The sequence below is a fragment of the Trebonia kvetii genome (assembly GCF_007827045.1).
Taxonomy (GTDB): Bacteria; Actinomycetota; Actinomycetes; order Streptosporangiales; family Streptosporangiaceae; genus Trebonia; species Trebonia kvetii.
This window is the reverse complement of sequence record NZ_RPFW01000001.1, coordinates 979371-999146: the sequence shown is the minus strand read 5'-3', so window position 1 is coordinate 999146 and position 19776 is coordinate 979371. Positions and strand designations below refer to the sequence as shown.

At 68.4% G+C, this 19776-nt stretch carries 19 protein-coding genes and 1 pseudogene; 8 read left to right on the top strand and 12 right to left on the bottom strand.

Annotation, left to right across the window (positions count from 1 at the left end):
* Positions 1–13: 13 nt before the first annotated feature.
* Positions 14–1813: an FAD-dependent oxidoreductase gene (locus tag EAS64_RS04470; protein WP_145851395.1), complete on the bottom strand. Its 1800-nt coding sequence runs from the start codon at positions 1811–1813 to the stop codon at positions 14–16.
* A gap of 501 nt (positions 1814–2314) precedes the next feature.
* Here EAS64_RS04470 and EAS64_RS04465 point away from each other — a divergent pair.
* Positions 2315–6328 carry a glycoside hydrolase family 3 C-terminal domain-containing protein gene (locus EAS64_RS04465; protein ID WP_145851394.1) on the top strand — a complete coding sequence of 1338 codons (4014 nt, stop codon included), beginning with the start codon at positions 2315–2317 and terminating at the stop codon, positions 6326–6328.
* A gap of 181 nt (positions 6329–6509) precedes the next feature.
* On the opposite strand, the gene EAS64_RS04460 is transcribed toward EAS64_RS04465, so the two are convergent.
* On the bottom strand, positions 6510–7688 hold the full coding sequence (locus tag EAS64_RS04460) for an RNA polymerase sigma factor (protein WP_145851393.1): 1179 nt from the start codon (positions 7686–7688) through the stop codon (positions 6510–6512).
* A gap of 2 nt (positions 7689–7690) precedes the next feature.
* Positions 7691–8044, bottom strand: coding sequence for a YciI family protein (locus tag EAS64_RS04455; protein WP_145851392.1), 354 nt, complete (start codon positions 8042–8044; stop codon positions 7691–7693).
* A gap of 156 nt (positions 8045–8200) precedes the next feature.
* Between EAS64_RS04455 and EAS64_RS04450 the strand changes: the two genes are divergently transcribed.
* The 6 genes from EAS64_RS04450 to EAS64_RS04425 all read left to right on the top strand — a co-directional run bounded on the left by EAS64_RS04450 (position 8201) and on the right by EAS64_RS04425 (position 13158).
* Positions 8201–8653, top strand: coding sequence for a carboxymuconolactone decarboxylase family protein (locus EAS64_RS04450; protein ID WP_145851391.1), 453 nt, complete (start codon positions 8201–8203; stop codon positions 8651–8653).
* A 232-nt stretch (positions 8654–8885) separates the two neighbouring features.
* Positions 8886–9221, top strand: coding sequence for a histone-like nucleoid-structuring protein Lsr2 (locus tag EAS64_RS04445; RefSeq protein ID WP_145851390.1), 336 nt, complete (start codon positions 8886–8888; stop codon positions 9219–9221).
* A 151-nt stretch (positions 9222–9372) separates the two neighbouring features.
* Complete coding sequence (locus EAS64_RS04440; RefSeq protein ID WP_145851389.1) at positions 9373–10296, top strand: NADP-dependent oxidoreductase; 924 nt, start codon at positions 9373–9375, stop codon at positions 10294–10296.
* Between the two features lie 33 nt (positions 10297–10329).
* On the top strand, positions 10330–10758 hold the full coding sequence (locus EAS64_RS04435; protein WP_145851388.1) for a nitroreductase family deazaflavin-dependent oxidoreductase: 429 nt from the start codon (positions 10330–10332) through the stop codon (positions 10756–10758).
* A 92-nt stretch (positions 10759–10850) separates the two neighbouring features.
* Entirely contained in the window at positions 10851–11726 is an 876-nt protein-coding gene (locus EAS64_RS04430; RefSeq protein ID WP_145851387.1) for a GntR family transcriptional regulator, read from the top strand.
* Positions 11716–13158: an APC family permease gene (locus tag EAS64_RS04425; protein ID WP_145851386.1), complete on the top strand. Its 1443-nt coding sequence runs from the start codon at positions 11716–11718 to the stop codon at positions 13156–13158. Before EAS64_RS04430 ends, EAS64_RS04425 begins: the two co-directional genes overlap by 11 nt.
* 239 nt (positions 13159–13397) lie before the next feature.
* On the opposite strand, the gene EAS64_RS04420 is transcribed toward EAS64_RS04425, so the two are convergent.
* The 3 genes from EAS64_RS04420 to EAS64_RS04410 form a co-directional block, all read right to left on the bottom strand.
* Positions 13398–15194 (bottom strand): hypothetical protein, encoded by a 1797-nt coding sequence (locus EAS64_RS04420; protein ID WP_145851385.1) that lies wholly within the window; start codon positions 15192–15194, stop codon positions 13398–13400.
* A gap of 466 nt (positions 15195–15660) precedes the next feature.
* The gene (locus EAS64_RS04415; protein ID WP_439333586.1) at positions 15661–15816 is read right to left on the bottom strand and encodes a response regulator transcription factor; all 156 of its coding nucleotides are present in this window, start codon (positions 15814–15816) and stop codon (positions 15661–15663) included.
* A gap of 10 nt (positions 15817–15826) precedes the next feature.
* Positions 15827–16006 (bottom strand): hypothetical protein, encoded by a 180-nt coding sequence (locus tag EAS64_RS04410; RefSeq protein ID WP_145851383.1) that lies wholly within the window; start codon positions 16004–16006, stop codon positions 15827–15829.
* Positions 16007–16047: 41 nt separating this feature from the next.
* On the opposite strand from EAS64_RS04410, the gene EAS64_RS04405 reads away from it, so the two are divergent.
* A complete protein-coding gene (locus EAS64_RS04405) occupies positions 16048–16428 on the top strand; it encodes a hypothetical protein (RefSeq protein WP_145851382.1) in 381 nt (126 codons plus the stop codon).
* Here the strand turns inward: EAS64_RS04405 and EAS64_RS04400 are convergent.
* From EAS64_RS04400 to EAS64_RS45540, 6 genes and pseudogenes are all read right to left on the bottom strand, one after another.
* Positions 16386–17576 carry a Rieske 2Fe-2S domain-containing protein gene (locus EAS64_RS04400; protein ID WP_222848983.1) on the bottom strand — a complete coding sequence of 397 codons (1191 nt, stop codon included), beginning with the start codon at positions 17574–17576 and terminating at the stop codon, positions 16386–16388. The two genes, EAS64_RS04405 and EAS64_RS04400, sit on opposite strands and share 43 nt — an antisense overlap.
* A 211-nt stretch (positions 17577–17787) precedes the next feature.
* Entirely contained in the window at positions 17788–17913 is a 126-nt protein-coding gene (locus EAS64_RS47075; protein WP_439333585.1) for a response regulator transcription factor, read from the bottom strand.
* On the bottom strand, positions 17877–18461 hold the full coding sequence (locus EAS64_RS04395; protein ID WP_342782009.1) for a response regulator: 585 nt from the start codon (positions 18459–18461) through the stop codon (positions 17877–17879). Before EAS64_RS04395 ends, EAS64_RS47075 begins: the two co-directional genes overlap by 37 nt.
* Positions 18461–18904, bottom strand: coding sequence for a sensor histidine kinase (locus EAS64_RS45545; protein WP_246115517.1), 444 nt, complete (start codon positions 18902–18904; stop codon positions 18461–18463). The genes EAS64_RS04395 and EAS64_RS45545 overlap by 1 nt, the downstream gene beginning before the upstream one ends.
* 30 nt (positions 18905–18934) lie before the next feature.
* Positions 18935–19000 (bottom strand): annotated as a pseudogene (locus tag EAS64_RS47315) (hypothetical protein); the annotation flags it as partial.
* A 17-nt stretch (positions 19001–19017) separates the two neighbouring features.
* Positions 19018–19608 carry a hypothetical protein gene (locus EAS64_RS45540; protein ID WP_246115516.1) on the bottom strand — a complete coding sequence of 197 codons (591 nt, stop codon included), beginning with the start codon at positions 19606–19608 and terminating at the stop codon, positions 19018–19020.
* Positions 19609–19776: the final 168 nt, after the last annotated feature.

Below are 19776 nucleotides of genomic sequence, written 5' to 3'. Positions count from 1 at the left end.
CAGGCCGAGCCGGTCACGGCTCGGCATCGGGGGGTACGGGGGGTCGTCCCCCCGGGAGATACGGCAGGGTTGCGGGCCCGATACGATGGCGGTTTTTGCCATCGGGCCCGCAACCCTGCTCGGCACCGGCCATGTGCAGGGCGGCGATGTAGCCGAACACCGTCGTGTTGGCGATGCTCGCCCCGGCGCCCGGGTACGTGCGCCCGAAGACGGAGGCCGCCATGTTGCCAGCCGCGTACAGCCCGGGGATCGGCTGGTTGTCGTGGTCGAGCACGCGGGCGTGCTCGTCGCAGATCACGCCGCCCATCGTGCCCACATCCCCCGGGTAGATCGGCACCGCGTAGAACGGCGCCTCGGCGACCGGGCCGAGGGAAGGGTTCGGCCTGTGCCCGGGGTCGCCCAGGTGCTTGTTGTACGACGAGACGCCGCGCCCGAAGTCCGGGTCGGTGCCCGCGACAGCCCCCTCGTTGAAGTGGCTCACGGTGTCGGCGAGAGCCTGCGGATCGAGGTCGGACAGCCGCGCCAGGTCTTCGATCGTGTCGGCCCGCTTGATCCAGCCGTCCGCCAGCCACTGGTGCGGTAGCCGGCCTGGTATCACCGAGGCGAGGTCCCGGAACTTGGGCATGTGGTTCACCCATGGCACCGAGCGGCGGTAGGCGTCGTCGAAAATAAGCCAGCAGGGGACGCTGTCGTTGGCGTACATGGCCCGGCCGACCTCGACGTAGGAGTTGGCCTCGTTGACGAACCGCTTGCCGCGGCTGTTCACGAAGATGGCGTGCGGGTACTGCCGTGCGATCGTCAGCGTGGACCCGCCCATCTCCTTACGCGGGGACGGAAGCCAGATCGCCTCGTCCATGTACTCGGTCTTGGCGCCGAGCGCGATCGCCGCCGCCAGCACCTCGCCGGTGTTAGCCGGGTTGCCCCACGTCCACTGGCCGTCGCTTGGCTGGGTCGCGGCGGTGTACTTGAGTCGCATCTCCGCGTTGCGCTCGTACCCGCCGGCCGCCAGCAGCAGGCCGCGGCGTCCCCTGATCAACACCGGCGCCCCGTCGCGGACGGCGCGCACGCCGACGACCCGGCCGTCCTCCACCGCCAGGTCTTCGACGGCGGTGCCGAGCCAGATGGGGACGCCGCGGTCGAGCAGCATCCTCGTCATCTGGCCCGCGAACGACTTCCCGTTGGTGAACAGGTCCTGCCCGCGCATCCGCGACACGTACGTCCGCAGCACCACGCGCGCGGTGGTCAGGAAGGATGCGAGCGTGTGCGTGAAGCTGTTGAGTGTGTGTATCTCGAGGGTGGTGACGGCGAGGCCGACGCCCTCGCCAAGGCCGTGGATGATCCGCGGCCGCCATTCGCCGAGTTGCCTGCCGTCCCACGGAACGCCCTCGACCGACCGGCCTGCCGCGCTGCCGCCCGGGTAGTTGTCGTAGTAGTCGGAGTATCCCGCGCAGCGGTACAGCTTGAGGCCTTGCTCCTGGAGGAAGGAGATCATCCGCGGTCCGTTGGTCAGGAAGGCGCCCCGCCTGGCGGCCGACGAGGGCTCGTCGGGATCGCCGATCACGGCCTGCAGGTAGTCAAGGCCGTCCTGATAGGAATCCTTGATGCCGTCCGCCTTCATCAGCGGGTTGTCCGGTATCCAGAGCATGCCGCCCGACATGCCGGTGGAGCCGCCGACGACCTTCTGCTTTTCCACGATCACTGGCTTGAGCCCGGCCGCGTGGGCCGCGAGCGCGGCGGCCAGCCCGCCGCCGCCGCTGCCCACGATCACGATGTCGAAGGACTCGGCACCGGAAGATTCGGTCTGTTCAGCCATGAGATGTCCACCTCGGTTGCCCATTTGCGTGCTGGCAGATCACATCTTGGGCAGTCTCTGGCGGCTTCGGTAGATGCGCGCCCGCTCAGTGGGGCACTTATCGCGATTCCGTGGGACCGGGAAGCCTGGCGTCCGTGTCCGCGCATCCGGCCGCGAGGACCCTTGACGGACGGGGTGCGCCGTTATATCACGACTTATTACAAGACGTGAATTTAGGAGCCCGCCATGTTCACGCGGCCGATCCCCGTCGGCCGTGGTCCGCCACGCCGCTCGGAACGACGGCGGATCGCCGCCGGATTGCTCCGCCATGCCAAAGCTCCCGGTTGAGCCGCGGCACCCCGAACAGCGCAGGCGACGACGCCCGTCTTCGTTGGCTTCGTGGCCAGGCAACGCACGCTGTCGTTCCGCTGAATCGCGTTCCGTCGGCTGACGGGACGCGCGTGCCCGGGAAACGGTGGAAGGGACCGCCCGGGCCGGGAATGAGAAGTGGGAGTAACGGAAATGGGATCAGTTCACGTCCCGCGGCTGGCTTGGCCCCGATGGGCCAGGCCGTGGCGGGCCCGCGGCGGCCGCGCGGCACTCGCGGTAGCGACTCTGGCCGCGCTGGCACTTGTAGGCGGCGTGCAGCACGCCGCCTACGGTGCGACAGAAGCCCCCTACGGCGGGACCGCGGCGGCGGTGCCCGGCACTGTCCAGGCGGCCAACTACGACACCGGCGGGCAGGGCGTCGCCTACAACGTCACCGCCGTCAATGGCTCTGCCAACGGTTACCGCTCCGACGGCGTCGACCTCGAAACCACCGCCGACACCCAGGACACCACCCCGGCCGGCGGCCCGTACGACATGGGCTGGACCACGCCGGGGCAGTGGTTCAGGTACACGGTCAACGTCGCGACGGCTGGCACCTACTCCGTCGCCTTCCGGGTGTCGTCGCCTTACGGGATCACCGACGCGCTGCACATCGCCAATGCCGCGGGCACCAGCCTCTCCGGCGTCGTCGCCGTCCCGAACACCGGCGGCTACGAGACCTGGACCACCGTCACCGCAAGCGTCACCCTGCCGGCGGGCCAGCAGACGCTCACCGTCGACCAGGACTCCAACGGCTGGAACTTCCACTTCATGACCTTCACGCTGACCTCATCAGGCGGCGGTGGCGGCTCGGGAGGTGATCAGCCATTCGGCGGTACGCCGGCGGCCGTGCCAGGCACGGTTCAGGCGGCGAACTACGACACCGGCGGGCAGGGCACCGCCTACAACGTCACCGCTGTCAACGGCACCGCCAACGGTTACCGCTCCGATGGTGTCGACCTTGAGGCCACCGCGGATACGCAGGACACCACCGCGGCAGGCGGCGCGGACAACATGGGCTGGACCGGCGCAGGACAGTGGTTCAAGTACACCGTCCAGGTAGCCACCGCCGGGACCTACACGGTCAGCTTCCGGGTGGCCGCGCCGGGCGCGGTTACTGACGCGCTGCACATCGCCAACTCCTCCGGTACCAACCTGACCAGCGCGGTCGCGGTCCCGGCCACCGGCGGCTACCAGGCCTGGACCACGGTCACCGCCAATGTCACCCTGCCGGCCGGCGCGCAGACGCTCACCGTCGACCAAGACGCCGCCGGCTGGAACCTCCACTACCTGGCCTTCACCTCAGGATCGAGTGGCGGCGGTGGCGGCGGCCCGACCGAGTACTGCGGCACGCAGGACCTCGCGCTCGACCAGCCGACCACGGCCTCCTCGACCTATTCCGCTAGCGGCAACCTGGCACCCGCCGCCACCGACGGCAACCCGGGCTCCCGCTGGGAAAGCGCGTACACCGACCCGCAGTGGCTTGAGGTCGACCTCGGGTCCCAGACCCAGATCTGCAGCGCCAGCCTGCTCTGGGAGACCGCGTACGCCTCGGTGTTCCAGATCCAGGTGTCGGCCGACAACGCGAACTGGAGCACGGTCTACTCCACCACAACCGCCACCGGCGGGAGCGAGTCGTTCACCTTCTCGGCGACCGGCCGCTACATCCGGGTGTACGCCACGAAGCGGGCGACCCAGTGGGGCGACTCGATCTTCGAATTCGACGTTTACGGCCTGACCACCACCGCCCCGCTGACCGGCGGAAACGGCAACGGCGGCAACGGAGTCTGCCCTTGGGTTGGTTCCACCGCGTCGGTCGCGAGCCGGGTCCAGCAGGTGCTCAACACCATGGACCAGTCGGAGGAGTTCACCATGCTTTCCGGCGACGGCGGCTCGTCCTACATCGGCCAGGTCGCCGCCATCCCCAACCTGTGCATACCGGCGATCAACATGCAAGACGGCCCGAACGGCGTCGGTGACGGGACGGGCGGCGTGACCGCCTTCCCCGACGGCGAGAACGCCGCCGCGACCTGGGACCCGGCGCTGATCCAGCAGGAGGGCACGGCGGTGGGCGCGGAGTTTGCCGGCAAGGGCGTGAACGTCTCGCTCGGCCCGACAACCAACCTGGTCCGCGACCCGCGCTGGGGCCGGACCTACGAATCCTACGGCGAGGACCCCTACCTGGCCAGCCAGATCACCTCGGCGGAAGTCACTGGCATCCAGAGCCAGGGCGTGATGGCCATGGTCAAGCACGTCGCCGCCTACGACCAGGAGCAGTACCCCAACGGCAACAACAACGAGACGGTGAGCCAGCAGGCACTGCAAGAGCTCTACCTGGCGCCCTTTGAGACGTCCATCAAGCAGTCCGCGCCGGCCTCGTTCATGTGCTCCTACGCCGTGGTCAACGGCAACGCCTCCTGCCAGAACGCCTACATGCAGATAGACGGGCTGGACACCAACGCGAACTTCGGCGGCTTCATCACCTCTGACTGGGGTGGCGACTACAACAACGTCGCCTCGGTCGAGGGCGGCATGGACATCGGGATGCCGTTCCCCGGTTCGATCCCGACCGACCTGGCCAACGCGATCACCTCCGGCGCGCTCAGCCAGTACACGATCAACGAGGCGGTCGGCCGCATCCTGACCCAGATGTTCGCCTTCGGCATGTTCGACAACCCGCAGGCCGGCTCCCTCTCCGCCACCGTCACCAGCGCGGCGCACCAGCAGACCGCGCTGCAGCTCGGCGAGGAGGGCACGGTCCTGCTGAAGAACAACGGCATCCTGCCGCTCAACCCGGCAGGCACCGAGTCCATCGCGGTTATCGGCACCGACGCCGGCGCCGGGGTAGAACTCGCCGGCGGCGGCAGCGGCACGGTCACCAGCTCGAACACGATCTGGCCGATCACCGGAATCCAGAACGCGGCCGGGCCGAACGTCAAGGTGACCTACACCCCGGGCAATGACAACGGCACCACCGACATCCCGCAGGCGGTCGCCGCGGCGAAAGCCGCGACTGACGCGATCATCTACGTCAACGCACCGGAGGGCGAGGAGACCGACCTGACCACCCTCGACCTTTCCGCTGCTGACGAGTCGATGATTTCTCAGGTGGCCGCCGCTAACCCGAACACCATCGTGGTGATCAACAGCGGCTCCCCGGTGGTCATGCCATGGCTTAACAGCGTGGCGGGCGTGTTCGAGAACTGGTACGGCGGGCAAGAGACCGGCGCCGCGATGGCCGCGCTGATCTTCGGCACCGTCAACCCGTCAGGCAAGCTCCCTGTCACGTTCCCGTCCGCCCTTAGCCAGGTCCCGGCGCAGACCACCGCGCAGTGGCCGGGCACCTCGACCGGGGTCACCTACAGCGAGGGCGTGGACATCGGCTACCGCTGGTACCAGTCGCACAACATCACGCCCGCGTTCCCGTTCGGGTACGGGCTGTCGTACACGTCCTTCTCCTTCTCCAACCTGAACGTCGGCGCGTTCAACGCCAACGGCCGCGCGACGGTGACCGCTACGGTCACCAACACCGGGTCGAGGGCGGGCGCGGACGTGGCGCAGCTGTACGTCGGCGACCCGGCCGCCAGCCAGGACCCGCCCGAGCAGCTCGCGGGCTTCCAGCGCGTCACGCTCAACCCCGGGCAGAGCGCGACGGTCACCTTCCCGCTGACCATCCACAACCTGGCCTCGTGGTCACCGGCCGACAACGCCTGGGAGGCACCGGCCGGCACCTACGGGATCTCGGTCGGCGACTCCTCGGTCAACCGGCCGCTGACCGGCTCGACCAGCCTCACCCAGAAGCTGACCGGCCAGGTCGCCGCGGGCACCTCGGGCGCGGGCGTCGCGCCGGCCAACACGGCGGTTAGCGCGAACGTCACCCCGAACTCGGGCGTGCCGGGCGCGGAGACCGTTGGCGTGATCAACCCGCAGGGCTACAGCAGCCCCAAGGGTGCCGGGGTGTCCTTCACCATGCAGGCACTGGACTCCAGCTCGTCCGCCGGCCTCACCTTCACCGCCACCGGGCTGCCGCCGGGCATCACGATCGCCTCGAACGGGACGATCTCCGGTTCCGGCAGCACGGTCGGCGCCTACACGGTGACGGTGACAGCGACGGACACGAGGGGAGTCTCCGGCACGGCCACCTTCGTCTGGTCCGTCGTGCAGTGACCGCCGGTGCTCCGCTAGCGGGAGCACCATAACCGAACAGGCCGGGTAGAGTCCGGACTCCAGAACGGGTGCGTGGCTTCGCGTACCACGGGAACCAAGCACCCGTTCTGAGCTGCTGCGGTACCTCGGCCGCGATCCCCACTGGGGCGGCGCTCGGTAGGCGGCCGCCCGATCGCCCCGGTCAGCAGGGCAGTGCGGCGAGTCGCCGTCGCAGCAGGCGGCTCTCCGCGTCGTCGTGGACGAGCGCGAGGGCGCGCTGGTAGGCGGCGCGGGCTTCGGCGCTGCGCCCCGCCCGGTGCAGCAGTTCCCCGCGCGCCGCGTGCAGGTAGTGGAGGTTGTCCAGGGAGAGCCGGTCGATGATCTCAAGGCCCGCGTCGGGGCCTTCGGTCTCGGCGATCGCGATCGCCCGGTTCAGCTCGACCACCGGGGATGCGGTGCGGCGGAAGAGTTCGCCGTAGAGCGCGGCGATCTGCGGCCAGTCGGGTTGCTGCTCGGCGTGCAGGGACGCGATCCCCGCCTGGATGACGTAGGGACCGTGGCCGTGCAGGGCCAGTGCCTGGTCGAGCACCGTGCGGCCTTCGCCGATCTTGGCGGTGTCCCACAGCGAGTGGTCCTGGTCGGCGAGCAGGACCAGGTCGCCGTCGCGGAACCGGGCGTCGCGGCGGGAGTCGTGCAACAGCATGAGCGCGAGCAGGGCATGCGCCTCGGCCTCGTCCGGCATGAGCTCGACCAGCGCCCTCCCGAGCCGGATCGCCTCGCTCGCCAGGTCTCCGCGGCCCCCGTAGCCCTCGTTGAAGATCAGGTAGATCACTGCGAGGACCGCGGCGAGCCGGTCGGGAAGCAGATGGCCGGCGGGCACACGGAACGGGATGCCAGAGACCTGGATCTTCTTCTTGGCCCGGACCAGCCGCTGCGCCATCGTGGCCTCGGGCACCAGGAACGCGTACGCGATCTCCTCGGTGGTCAGTCCGCCGAGCGCGCGCAAGGTCAGTGCCACCTGGGCCGGCATGGCCAGCGCCGGATGGCAGCAGGTGAACAGGAGCTCCAGCCGTTCGTCGGGGAACGCGGTGTCGTCAAGTGCTTCCATCTCGGCCTGCCTGGTCTGCTCGACGGCGAGCAGCCGGGTCTTCGCGGCCAGCGTCTGATCGCGGCGAATACGGTTGATCGCCCGGTTGCGTGCCGTCGTGATCAGCCACGCTCCCGGGTTGGGCGGAGTCCCCTCGCGCGGCCAGCGGTCGGCGGCGATCGCGAATGCCTCCTGGGCGGATTCCTCGGCGAGGTCGAAGTCGCCGAGGAATCCGATCAGCGTGGCGAGGACACGCCCCCACTGGTCCCTGAAGACCTGCTCAAGATCCTGCACCGCTAGTCCAGCGGGCGAATCTCGACGGCTCCGCCGAGGCGCGCCGCCGGAATGCGCGCGGCGAGCGCGATCGCCGTGTCCAGGTCGTCGGCCTCGAAGAGCAGGTAGCCGCCGAGCGCCTCCTTCATCTCCACGTACGGGCCGTCGGTGATGATCGTCTTGCCGTTTTGCACCCGCACCGTCGTGGCCATCTCCGGTGCCTGCATGCGCTGTCCGGGGGTCACCCCGGGGGTCTGGCTTATCGCCTGGTAGTCGGCGAAGATGGCCTTCCGCTCCTCCTCGGACAGGCCGGCCCAGGCCTGCTGGTCCTCGGGCGTGGGCGTGCTGCCTTGGTTGATCAGCAGCAGGTAGTTCATCGGGCTCCTCCTTGTTAGCGCCACGGTCGCAGCTTAGACAAACGGGCACGCGTGAAATCGACACCGATCAGCGGCAGCGAGGTGTCGATTCTGGCGCCCTCCGTTTGTCTCACCCGTGAAAGCGGCGAGACCGCGACAGTTTCCTAGGAGGAAGTCTTGCAAGCACGGATGAAGAACCCGGCGATGATCCTGGGCGCGATGGAGCCGATCCAGGCGCTCTACAAGTCCATCCACCAGGGCGGGGTGGCCCCGGCCACGCTCGAGCTCGTGCACCTGCGGGCCAGCCAGATCAACGGATGCAGCGCCTGTGTCGACTCCGGCACCAAGTCCGCCCGCAAGTCCGGCGAGACCGAGGAGCGCCTCGCCGCGGTCGTGGCCTGGCGGGAGGCGCCGTATTTCACCGACGCCGAGCGAGCCGCGCTGGCGCTAGCCGAGGCGGCTACCCGGCTGGCCGACCGGTCCGACCCGGTGCCCGACGAGATCTGGGACGCCGCCGCCGGCCACTACGACGAGAAGCAGCTCGCCGCGATTGTCTTGATGATCGCGGTTACCAACCTGTTCAACAGGCTCAACGCCACCACTCATCAGGTCGCGGGGGCCTGGGGCTGACTCGGTACCGTTCACCAGCCCCCGAGCCGCGTGTGGCGGCAGGGGGCTGGTGACTTCCCTGGTCCGCGCCATATCCCATTCCAGCGGCTGTCTCGGGCATGAGGCTGACGTTATGGCCGGGCTTATAGGCCTTTTCGGGCTAAACCAGAAACTCCCCTATGCGCTGTGCGGCGTCCGCTGACCACCGGATACGCTTTTTCCAAATCAGGCGCGACCTAATGGAGGACGCGGCATGGCGCAGAAGATTCAGACGCTGTTTATCGATGACATCGATGGCGGCGAAGCGGAAGGCACCGTTCGGTTCGGCCTTGACGGCACGGAGTTCGAGATCGACCTGAATGCCAGGCACAGCAGCGAGCTGCGGAAGGCGCTGGAGATGTACATCGTGCACGCCCGCAAAGTCGGGAGTGTAGCCAGGCGCGGGCGCGGCAATCGCCGTGGCGGTGCCGGTTCCATCGACACCGCCAGGGCCCGTGAATGGGCCAGGGAAAACGGTTACGACATCAAGGAACGCGGCAGGATCCCGGCCGATATCGTCGCCAAGTACGAGGCGGCAAGGGGAGCCTGACCCTGCCCGACACCCCGGTCGCCTATCCTGCCGTCACCTTCACGCACCCGCAGAGCGTAACTCTCGGGATTTCGCCGGAATCAGGTGATGACCTCTCACCGTCCCTGCGGTGAACCTGGACATGCTGATTCGGCGATTCGAAGGAGATGCCATGTCCAGGGCTGTCAGGTACGACGAGTTCGGCGGGATCGACGTGCTGCGGGTCGACGAGGTGGAGCGGCCGGTGCCCGGTGACGGACAGGTCCTCGTGCGGGTGAAGGCGGCAGGCATCAACCCCAGTGAGGCAGCCATCCGAACGGGTGCGGTTTCGAACATCTTCCCCTCCACGTTCCCGTCCGGGCAGGGCAGCGACCTCGCCGGGATTATCGAGGAGGTCGGTGCCGGAGTCAGCGGATTCGCGCCAGGCGATGAGGTGATCGGTTTTAATCAGCACCGGGCCGCCCAGGCCGAGCTGGCGCTCGTTGAGGCTGGCGACCTCACGCGCAAGCCGGAGAAGCTCTCCTGGGAGGTGGCCGGCAGCCTGTACGTCGTCGGCGTAACGGCGTGGGGGGCGGTACACGCCGTCCAGCCCGCGGAAGGCGAGACCGTCGTCATCTCGGGAGCCGCTGGAGGCGTCGGCTCGCTCGCCGTTCAGCTTGCCCGCCGCACCGGGGCCACGGTGATCGGACTGGCGAGCGAGGGCAATCACCAGTGGCTGAAGAGCCACGGCGTGATCCCGGTCGCCTACGGTGACGGCGTCGCGGACCGGATCAGGGCCGCCGCGCCCGGTGGCGTCCACGCCTTCGTCGACACCCACGGCGGCGGGTATGTCGAGCTGGCCCTGGCCCTCGGTGTCCCGGCCGACCGGATCGACACCATCGCCGACTACGCGGCGGCCGCGAAGTACGGGGTAAAGACCGACGGCGGGGCGGAGGCCGGGCCGGGCGCCGGGATCCTCGCCGAGCTGGCCGGCCTGATCGCCGACGGGCAGCTCGAGCTGCCGATCGCGGGCGCCTACCCGCTGGCGCAGGTCCGCGAGGCCTATACCGAGCTCGAACGCCGCCACACCCACGGCAAGATCGTCCTTAGGCCCTAGCGCACCGCAGAACGCGAACGACAGGAGTCCGACATGAGTGAACCGGTTGACTGGAACACGAACATCGTCGCAGAGTTCCGCGCCAACGAGGGCAAGGTTGGCGGGCCCTTCGAGGGCGCTCCGATGGTCCTGTTGCATCACCGCGGCCGCAAAAGCGGTCGGGAGTACGTCACCCCGACGATGTACCTGCCCCACGAGACCAACCCGGACAGCATCTACGTCTTCGCGTCAAAGGCTGGCGCGCCGGCCAACCCGGACTGGTACGCCAACCTGACCGCCGCCGGAGACGGCACCGTCGAACGCGGAAGCGAGACGTACCAGGTGACCGTCGGCGAATTGACCGGCGCGGAACGCGACCGTATCTACGCCGAGCAGGCGCGGCGCTACCCGGGGTTTGCCGAGTACGAACGCCAGACCGCTGGAGTCCGCACCATTCCCGTGCTCGAACTGAGCCGCGCATAGCCCGTCCACGAGTGACACGGCTGTGACATGGGCTTGTCCTCCACGTTACATACTCATTATACAAAGTATGTTCACGAGGAGGATGAGTCTCCATGCCACTGTTCGACGTGTCACGTTCTCGCGACAAGCGGCAAGATGCCCGAGAGCATACGCCGCTGGCACCGGTGCCCGACATCCCGCGCAAACGGCTGCGCTACGAGGAGATGATCGCGTTCATCGAGCGGCTGGTCGCCGAGAGCAACCTGGTGCCCGGCGATCTGCTGCCGACGCAGGCGGAGCTCGCCGAGGCGGCCGGCGTCAGCCTGATCACGGTGCGCCGGGCGCTTGAGGAACTGGAACGGGCGGGCAGGGTCAGGCGCCACCAGGGCGTCGGGACGTTCCTAGCCAGGCCCCGCATCGTCAGCGCGCCTGGCAGGGCGGGCGGCCTGCTCGGCACGCTGCGCCAGGCCGGCGACGACACCGAGCCCAGCCCCCGGATCGGCACCCGGCTGCTATCGCTGCGGCGCGGCGTTCCGTCCGCCTCGCTGCGCGGCGTGCTTGAGCTCGGGGACGGCGCGGAGGTCTGGGAGATCAAGCGCCAGCGCCTGGTGAACGGAGAGCCGAAGATCCTGGAGACCGCGGTCATCCCGGTCGCGCTCGCGCCGTCACTGGACCGGTTCACCGATGACCTCACCGGATCGCTGTACGAACTGCTGCTGCGGCAGTACGGGCTGGAGGACGAGGCGGAGGAACAGTACCTGGAGGTGACCGCCGCCGACGACGAGGAGCGGCGGCTGCTCAGGTTGCCATCGAAATCGCAGGTGGTCCGGCTGCGGGGGCTGTCCACCGACCAGCGCGGGGTTCCGTTCGACTGCTTTACGCAGGTGTACCCGGCCCTGGAGTTCGGCTTCTACATATCCGGGGGCACATCGCGCGGATTGTTCGGCAAACCCGTTCAAGAGGGATGGAACGTCACATATGACCGATAACCGCCTGGCCGCCGGAGTGCTGTCCACCAGAGATGTGGTGGTAATGGCGCTTGCCAGTTCCGGGCCTACGCAGAGCGTCGCCGTAAGCCTGGCGGCGATCCTCGCCACCGTCGCCTACGCCGGCTTCCTGCCGATCCTCATCTGCTTCATCCCGATGCTCGGGATCGCGATCGGGTACCAGCGGCTGAACGCCTGGCATTCAAGCGCGGGCGCGACATACTCCTGGGTGGGCCGGGCGCTGAACCCGCACGCCGGCTTCCTCGCGGGCTGGCTCATGCTGATGTACTACACGGTCGGCACGACCTCGCTGACCGTCCCGCTCGGCACCTACATGCTCAGCTTCTTCAGCGACTCCGCCGCGAACGACAAGTACGCGGTCGCCGCCGTCGGCACCGCGTTCAACCTGATCGTGCTGGCGGTCGCGGCGCGCGGCGCCGCGATCTCGGCGCGGTTCCAGTGGATGTGGGCGCTGTTCGAATACGCCATGATTCTCGGCTTCTGCATCGCGGCGATCGTCGGCATCTACGGCGGCGGCCTGCACCACACCGTGCACATCGCCGCGAACTGGTTCACGATCAGCGGCGCCGGGGGATTCAAGGCGCTCATCTCCGGCATCCTGCTGGCCATCTTCCTGTACTCAGGCTGGGACACCGCCGCGTACGTCAGCGAGGAAGCCAAGGGCAAGCAGGCCGGCAAGGCCGCGGTGGCCAGCGTCGTCCTGCTGTTCGGCATCTACGCCGTCGCGGTGCTCGCCTTCCAGGGCGTCGCCCCGATGAACGACATGCAGAACAACGCGGGCAACATCCTCGCGTTCGTCGGCGACAAGATCGGCGGCGGGTTCTGGAAGAACGTGATGATCGTCGCGGTGCTTGGCGGAACCCTCGCCTCGCTGCAGGCGGCGATTGTCAGCTCGGCCCGCATCTCGTTCGCCATGGGCAGGGACCGGGTGATCCCGTCCTGGTTCGGTCAGGTCAGCGAGAGGTACCGGACGCCGTGGAACGCGACGATCCTGCTCGGCCTGCTGAACGTGGTGTTCCTGTGGGCCTCGACGCTGATCAGCACGATCGGCGACGCGCTCGGGGACATCGTGGCCACGCTCGGCCTGATGGCGGCGATCTTCTACCTGCTTACCGCGGGCACCGCGGTCTGGTACTACCGGCGGACGATCACCAGTTCCGCTGCGAACTTCGTCCTCGGCGGCGTCCTGCCGGGACTGGGGGCGGCGTTCATGGCCTTCGTGGTGATCTACTCGATCGCCAGCGGGTCGCTGAACGGGGTCGAGGAGGCCTGGGGACTCGGGCTCACCCTGGCAGGAGTGATCTTGTCGTTCGTCTCCGCCCGCACTGGCAAGGCTCAGTTCTACCGCGATCCGTCCGTCAGCCACGGCGACACCGTGGAGGCCGAACTCGCCGCTCTGTCGGAAGGAGCCTGAGCTCGACTAGGGCTGCGCCTCGCACATCCGGCGACGCTGTTCGCTTAACCGCCGACCACTTTTCGCATCTTTGCTTAACCGCCGACCACATTCGCGTCCGCTTTGCACCCTTTATCCCACGGGCGGTTAAGCAAAGCCGACAGACCCGGCCTCGGCAGCCCGCCGACCCCGCGTGCCCGGCTCATACCGGGGCGCCCCGTCCTGCTGACGGGGCGCCCCGGCGCTGAACCTTTCGCTAACTAGGCCCTGCAGGGACCGGTGAATTCGGGGTTCGGCATTGGCGCACTGATGATCGTGCCGCCATAGCGGGCTACGTTAGGCGTCCCGTACTGGGCGTCCCCGCCGAAGTCCGCGACGGTCTTGGGCTGGTCGTTGCCGAAGTTCCACACGCAGCCGGCGCTACCGTTGCCGTTGCCGTTCTTACCGGCCCGGCTGAGCGACCAGAACGGGTAGAACTTGGCGCTGATCGGCGGGACCGTGCAGCCTGCTCCGGTGGAGACGTCGCAGAGGTTCGAGGAGCCGCCCACGTCGGTCTCGAACTGGACCTGCGGATACGTATGACCGCCGGATGTGAACGGCCCGGCGTACTGGAAGGTGGTCGGGTAGCGGCCGCTGCCGTTCGGCCAGTCCGGCAGGTACGACTGCCCCTCGAAGTCCAGGTCGCCGTTCTGGAACCGGTTCTGGTAGCACTCATTGGTCCGCGCCGATTCCGTGGCGGGCACGCCGTTGATCACCACCGGCCGGGTTCCCTGCTGGACGCAGAAGCCGTCGGCGAACTCGCACAGCGCACCGCTGGCCGCGTTGTTGGTCGGGCAGGCCACCGGGCCGCTGGTGCCCTGAGTCGTCGCGTTCTGGCAGACCCCGGTGTTCGGGTTACACGGGCCCTCACCGGTCGCCTTCTTGCCTTCCGCTCCGCCATTGCAGGTGTCATAGACGTTCGGGTCGCTGTAGGACTGGCCGCCGGTGAAGCTGGCGCTGAACGGGTCCTGGTTGCTCACCGAGTTGCAGACCTCGCCGTGGCCGATTTCCTGCTGCATCAGCACGCCGCCCTCGAGCGCGGCCCAGGGCACCTGGTTCTGCTGCTGGGCCGAGTTGTATTCCGCGTGGAAGGTGAATGGAGTGCCCGAGCAGTCGGCGATGTTGGTGTTCATGAAGCCGTTCGCCGCGCTCGCGGTCATGAATCCGGTTCTATGAGTGGTCAAATCTGTGACCGTCGTGGTGAATCCCGACGGCGGGTCAGAGATGGAAACCACCAGCTCATCACCGGGGTTGATCATCAGCGTGCTGGCATTGGGCATGAACGAGCTCACGTCGGCCAGCTGCGGGCTTGGCGGACCGGAGGGAACCCCGTTGGTCTGCAGGTAGGCGAAGTTAACCGGCTCAATGCAGTTGCCGTTGCAGGTGGCGAAGCCGAAGGTGCACGCCAGGCTGTCGATGGTCAGCGCGGCGCACCACTTGGTGGCGCTGCAGCTCGTGCTGTCGACGAACGGGGTGTATCCCGGCGGGTAGAACTGCAGCTCCATGAACGCCGAGCCGGCCCCATTGGGATCACTGATCAGCCCGCTGTTGGTGTCGCTGTCGGGCGTGCACGGGTTCTGCGGGTAGGACTTCGGGTCGCACAGGGGGAGCCCGAACCAGGGCGCGACCGACAGCTGGGCGTAGTCGACCACGCTGCCGTTCGCGGTGGGCGGCGCGGCGGGGTCCTTGGACATCTTCATCAGGTAGGTCATCGTGTTGCCCGACCCCGGCTGGCTGGAGATGAACTTCGTGCTCGGCTCGTCGTGGCCGACGTACCAGCCGTTGTCGATAAACCGGTTCGCCTTGCCGTTGCTGACCGAGATCGGGTCGGTGCACAGGTCGCCGGCCAGCTGCCGGACGCTTTCGTAGCTGTTGCTCCACCCGTTGCAGTCGAGCTCGTTGACCTGGTTCGGAGCGATCGCTCCGCTCGCCGCCGTCAAGGCATTGCCCGCGGCAGCGGTCGGGGTCGCAACGGCTGAGCCGCTCACAGTGAGCTGGCAGATGACCGCAACGGCCATCGCCGGCAGTAGGAATAGCCGCCACCGCCGCCAGCCCGCTGGCAGCGATTTGTGTCTGGATTTCGCTGGGGAAACCCGCGACGACCATGGAGTTCGCATACGCGTCGCCTTTCCGCTCGCGCGTGCCGCCGCCCACAATGATGACGGGGACTGCGGTCACGCCGATGTGACCGTCCCAGATGCGAGACGCTTCCCGCGCATTTAACAATGGCCGGAAAATCTGGTCAATGGGCAATGTTAACTAGATGTTTTTACGCCCAGACAGTTCGCCGCGTCAGTCACATCCGTCATGCAAGTCACAACCGTAAATCGGGGGGAGAGGCGAAAGTGCCCCTTAATCAGCCCTGATCCTGATGGAATGACCTTTCCGCTTTTGCTTTCGGTGGCGCACGGCGATATCAAACTTCTGGTCTTTTTCTGGGCCTTTTCTGACCTGGCTATGCCTATTGTTTGCAGACCTTGATGGTCAGGACCCGCGCGGCCGCACCAGCCCGGCGTCGTAGGCGGGGACCGCGGCCTGAAGGCGGTCGCGCACGCCGAGCTTGCCGAGCATGCTCTGCACGTGGCTCTTCACCGTGGTCTCCGCCAGGTGGAGCTGCGTGCCGATCTCGGCGTTCGACAGCTGCGCCAGCTCAATCCCCTGCAGGAATGGCCGGGCAGTACTGGCCGGCCACCTCCGTGGTGATGAAGGCCGTGCCGGGCATGGAGGCCCGGCTCGGCATACGGCTGCGCTTCGAGGAGGCGTTCGGCACGTTCACCTCCTGTGAAGCGGCCGCAGGCGACGGGCTGCAGTACCAGATCGCCGTCATCATCGAGGCGTCCGGGCACGGGTATGAGGATCTCGGGCCGCCGCTTGGGCAGGCGGCCAGCATCCATCGCCGAGCGGGACCTGACCGCCGCGGGCTGGGGGCCGTTCAGGGTCTCGCAGGGGGTCTGGGTGGCCGGGGCGCACGACGGGGTCAGCGCCAGCTTCGACAACGACCCGTCCGCCACCGAGTCGGAGCACTCCTTCGCCACCGCGCTGCTGTACCTGCTGGCGGGCGCCTGCGTCATCGTGCCCGGCGCGGTGGCTACCGCCCCCGGCGGCGGCAGCCAGGCCGGGGGCGGCAGCCAGGCCGGGGGCGGCCCGGACGGGGGCCCGCCGCCGGGGGACGTCTCGGCCGGCGACGGCCTGCCTCCGGTCCGGGACTCCTACCGCCTGGGCCCGGGCAGCGTCCCGTCACTGGCGCAGTAGACCTGCGCCCGGCCGGCCGCCGGTGAGCTGCCGCAGAACGCGGCGGCGCCGCACGGGGCGGTTCTCTGCAGGAGGGGGACGCCGTTGGTACGCAGCACGTGGCGGACATCCATGATGAGCGGGAACACCTCGCGGTTCCAGTCCTCGCCTTGCTCGTCCCAGGCCCGTTGCTCCGCTTCGACCGCTGTCCTGTCTTCGGCGAACACGCGCTCGGTGAAGCGCCGGATGAGTGGCCAGGCAAGGTGAATAGCGCCGGGGACCGGCGGCTTCTCAATCATGAGCAGGCCGTAGACGTGGTTGGTCCGCTGGTCGGCATCTTCCGGCACGTAGGCCACCCAGAGGGAGAACGCCGGAAGTTCGGCGTTCTTCGGGACCAGCTGGAGGGTCTGGTACGGGTACGTGGTGCGGATCGTGATGACGTCGGGTGATGCGCTGCCGCCGATGCCCTTACTGGCGAGCAGGCCAGCGCCGCGGTTCTTTTTCCCTCCGGCATGAGTGAACAGGTACCTGGCCTCCACCGAATGCGGGCTGGTGTCGTAGCCGAGGAGCGTGGGCTGGATTTTTCCGACGATGCCGCGGTGGAGGAACTGGTGGTTCATGTCCAGCAGGTTCTCGTGCATGAACGAATAGTGGCAGCTGACCGTTCGGGAGAACGTCATGGTCTTGTGCTTAGCGGAATCGAACTCCGGGAGTTCGGGCAGCGCCGCTTTGTCCGCATTCTGCGGATCTCCCGGGAAGACGAACACCAGGCCGTAAGCTTCCCGGACCGGATAGGCGCGGACGCCCCGCGGCGGCCGGGCGGCATCCTTTGGCAGGTACGGTATCTGCGAGATGCGGCCATTACCGCGATAGGCCCAGGCGTGATAACAACAGCGGAGTGCTTCCCCCTCCACGACGCCCATGCTCAGCGGTATCTGGCGATGAGCGCACCGGTCCTCCAACGCGTAGACCGTGCCGCTGGCCCCGCGGTACAACGCGATCCGCTCGCCGGCGAACACGGCGGCGAACGTCTTTGTCCGCCGCACGCTCGCCGATGCGGCGACCGGGTACCAGAAATCCGGATTAATCCCGGTGCGCCGAAGGTCAGTGAGGGCTCCGGAATGGTGGTCATGCGAGCGGCCCAGTGCTGTCACCGATCCGGCCGGCATCTTCCCATCCTGTGCAGGAAGTGTCTCAGACATGCACCTTTCCCTTGCGTGTAGCGTAACTAAGATGGCCCCCGCCCCGCATGAAAGAATAATGACACGGATAGCTGGCTCCCGCTGCCGCGGACCGAAATGGCATCCCGGCCGTTGTCATTTGTGAATACGCGTGCCGTTGGCTATGAATATTGAGGGATATGTTTATCGATGAAAGCCATTACAGGAGCCCGCGGTCGCGGGCGTAGATCGCCGCCTGGGTGCGATCGCGCAGGCCGAGCCGGGTCAGGATCCGGGAGATGTGGTTCTTCACGGTTCCCTCGCTGAGGTACAGCCGGGCCGCGATCTCCCGGTTGGTGGCACCGCGCGGATGAGCCGCAGGACATCCACCTCGCGCGCGGTCAGCTCCTGCCCGGCCGGGCCGGGCTCGGCGTCCGCCTGCGCCGGGTGGCGGGCCAGGGCGGACGCCAGGCGGCCGACCGCCTGGGCGCCGAACTGGGCGACCCCGGCGTGCGCCATCCGCACGGCGCTGGCCAGTTCCGCGGCAGGCAGGTCCTTGAGCAGGTAGCCGGCGGCCCCCGCCCGCAGCGCGCGCACCACGTAGTCCTCATCGTCGAACGTGGTCAGCATGATCACCTGGCAGCCGGGCAGCACCCGCCGGACCTGGGCCGCCCCCAGGACGCCGTCGGTGCCCGGCATCCGCACGTCCATGAGGATGACGTCCGCGGCCAGCGCCAGCGCCTGCTCGACGGCCTGCGCGCCGTCGCTCGCGGTGCCCACGACCGTGATGCCCGGCTGGATGCCAAGCAGTGAGGCGATCCCGTCGCGGATGAGCTGCTGGTCATCGACCACCAGCACCCGAACCGGCGCGCCGCCGGGGACCGCCGCGTCCATCAGCGCCCGGCAACGGTAGCGGGTGCGAGCTGGGGGACAGCCACGGTCACCGTGGTCCCCTCGCCCGGGATGCTCACGATGTCCGCCCAGCCGCCTGCCAGCGCTGCCCGCTCCCGGATGCCGAGCAGCCCGAAACCCGGCGGGCAGGCCGGCCCGAAGCCGCGCCCGTCGTCGGCGACGACGAGCCGCGCCTCGCCCGCGCCGAGCGCGAGCGATACCGACACGGTCCGCGCGCCGCTGTGCCGGCGCGCGTTCGTGAGCGCTTCTTGCGCGCCCCGGTACAGCACCGTGCTGGCGGCCGGGCTGAGCGCGGCATCATCGCCGGTCACGGATAGGGTCACCTGCGGCTGGCCAGGCCCGGCCTCCCTGATGAGGTCGGCGAGCATGACCGGCAGCGCCGCTGGCGCCGGGCCCGCGCGCAGGGCGCGAACCGACAGGCGCACGTCGCCGAGCGCCTGGCGGACCGAGGAGCGGGCGTCGGCGAGCGCCTGGTCGGCCGCACCGGGGTCCCGGTCGCGGAATGCCGCCGCCTTCTCCAGCTGGACCGCGATCGCGGTCAGGTGGTGGCCCAGGCTGTCGTGGATGTCCCGGCCAGCCGGGTCCGCTCGGCCTCTGCCGACAGGGCGGCCACCTGGGCGGCGTAGACCTGCTCCGCCACCGCCACGCTGGCCATCGCGATGGCCAGCACCAGGCCGACGGCGAACATCAAGACGTCGGACAGGTAGGACGCCTGCGTGTACCAGTGCGGGACCCGCAGCATGAACCCGGCGACGAGCAAGGTCAGGCACACGGCGGCGAGGACCAGGCTCACCGTCCGGCCGAAGGCGAAATAGGCGGCGAAGGGGACAAGCAAGAACAGCACCCGGGATTCACCCGACGGATCAAGCGCCGCCGCCGCGACGAACAAGCCGAGCCGGGCGGCCAGCAGCGCGGCCACCTCCGCCCGCGAGCCGCCAGGCGCCGGCCACCTCCGCTGCATGGCCTCCAGTGCGAACAGCAGCCCCATGACGGAGACGAAGCCGGCCACCCGTGCCGCGGGGACGTGATCACCGCCGAGGCCGAGCGCGCTGTAGTACAGCCCGGCGGCCAGCACCACGCCGTAGATCATCGGGGAAACCCAGCGCGGCGCGATCCACCCGGCAGTCACCTCTACAGGCTAAATCGCCGGCGGCCCGCCGGGCCACGCCGGGCCGCGAACTAGCCAGAAGGCACGTGCCGAATGGCGGCGGGCTCGCCTCAGGTCCGGCCGCCCGGCACTTCCTGGCGCGGCCCGAGCGCTCCTACCGTCGGGCTTACCGACCAAATGAAAGAGGTG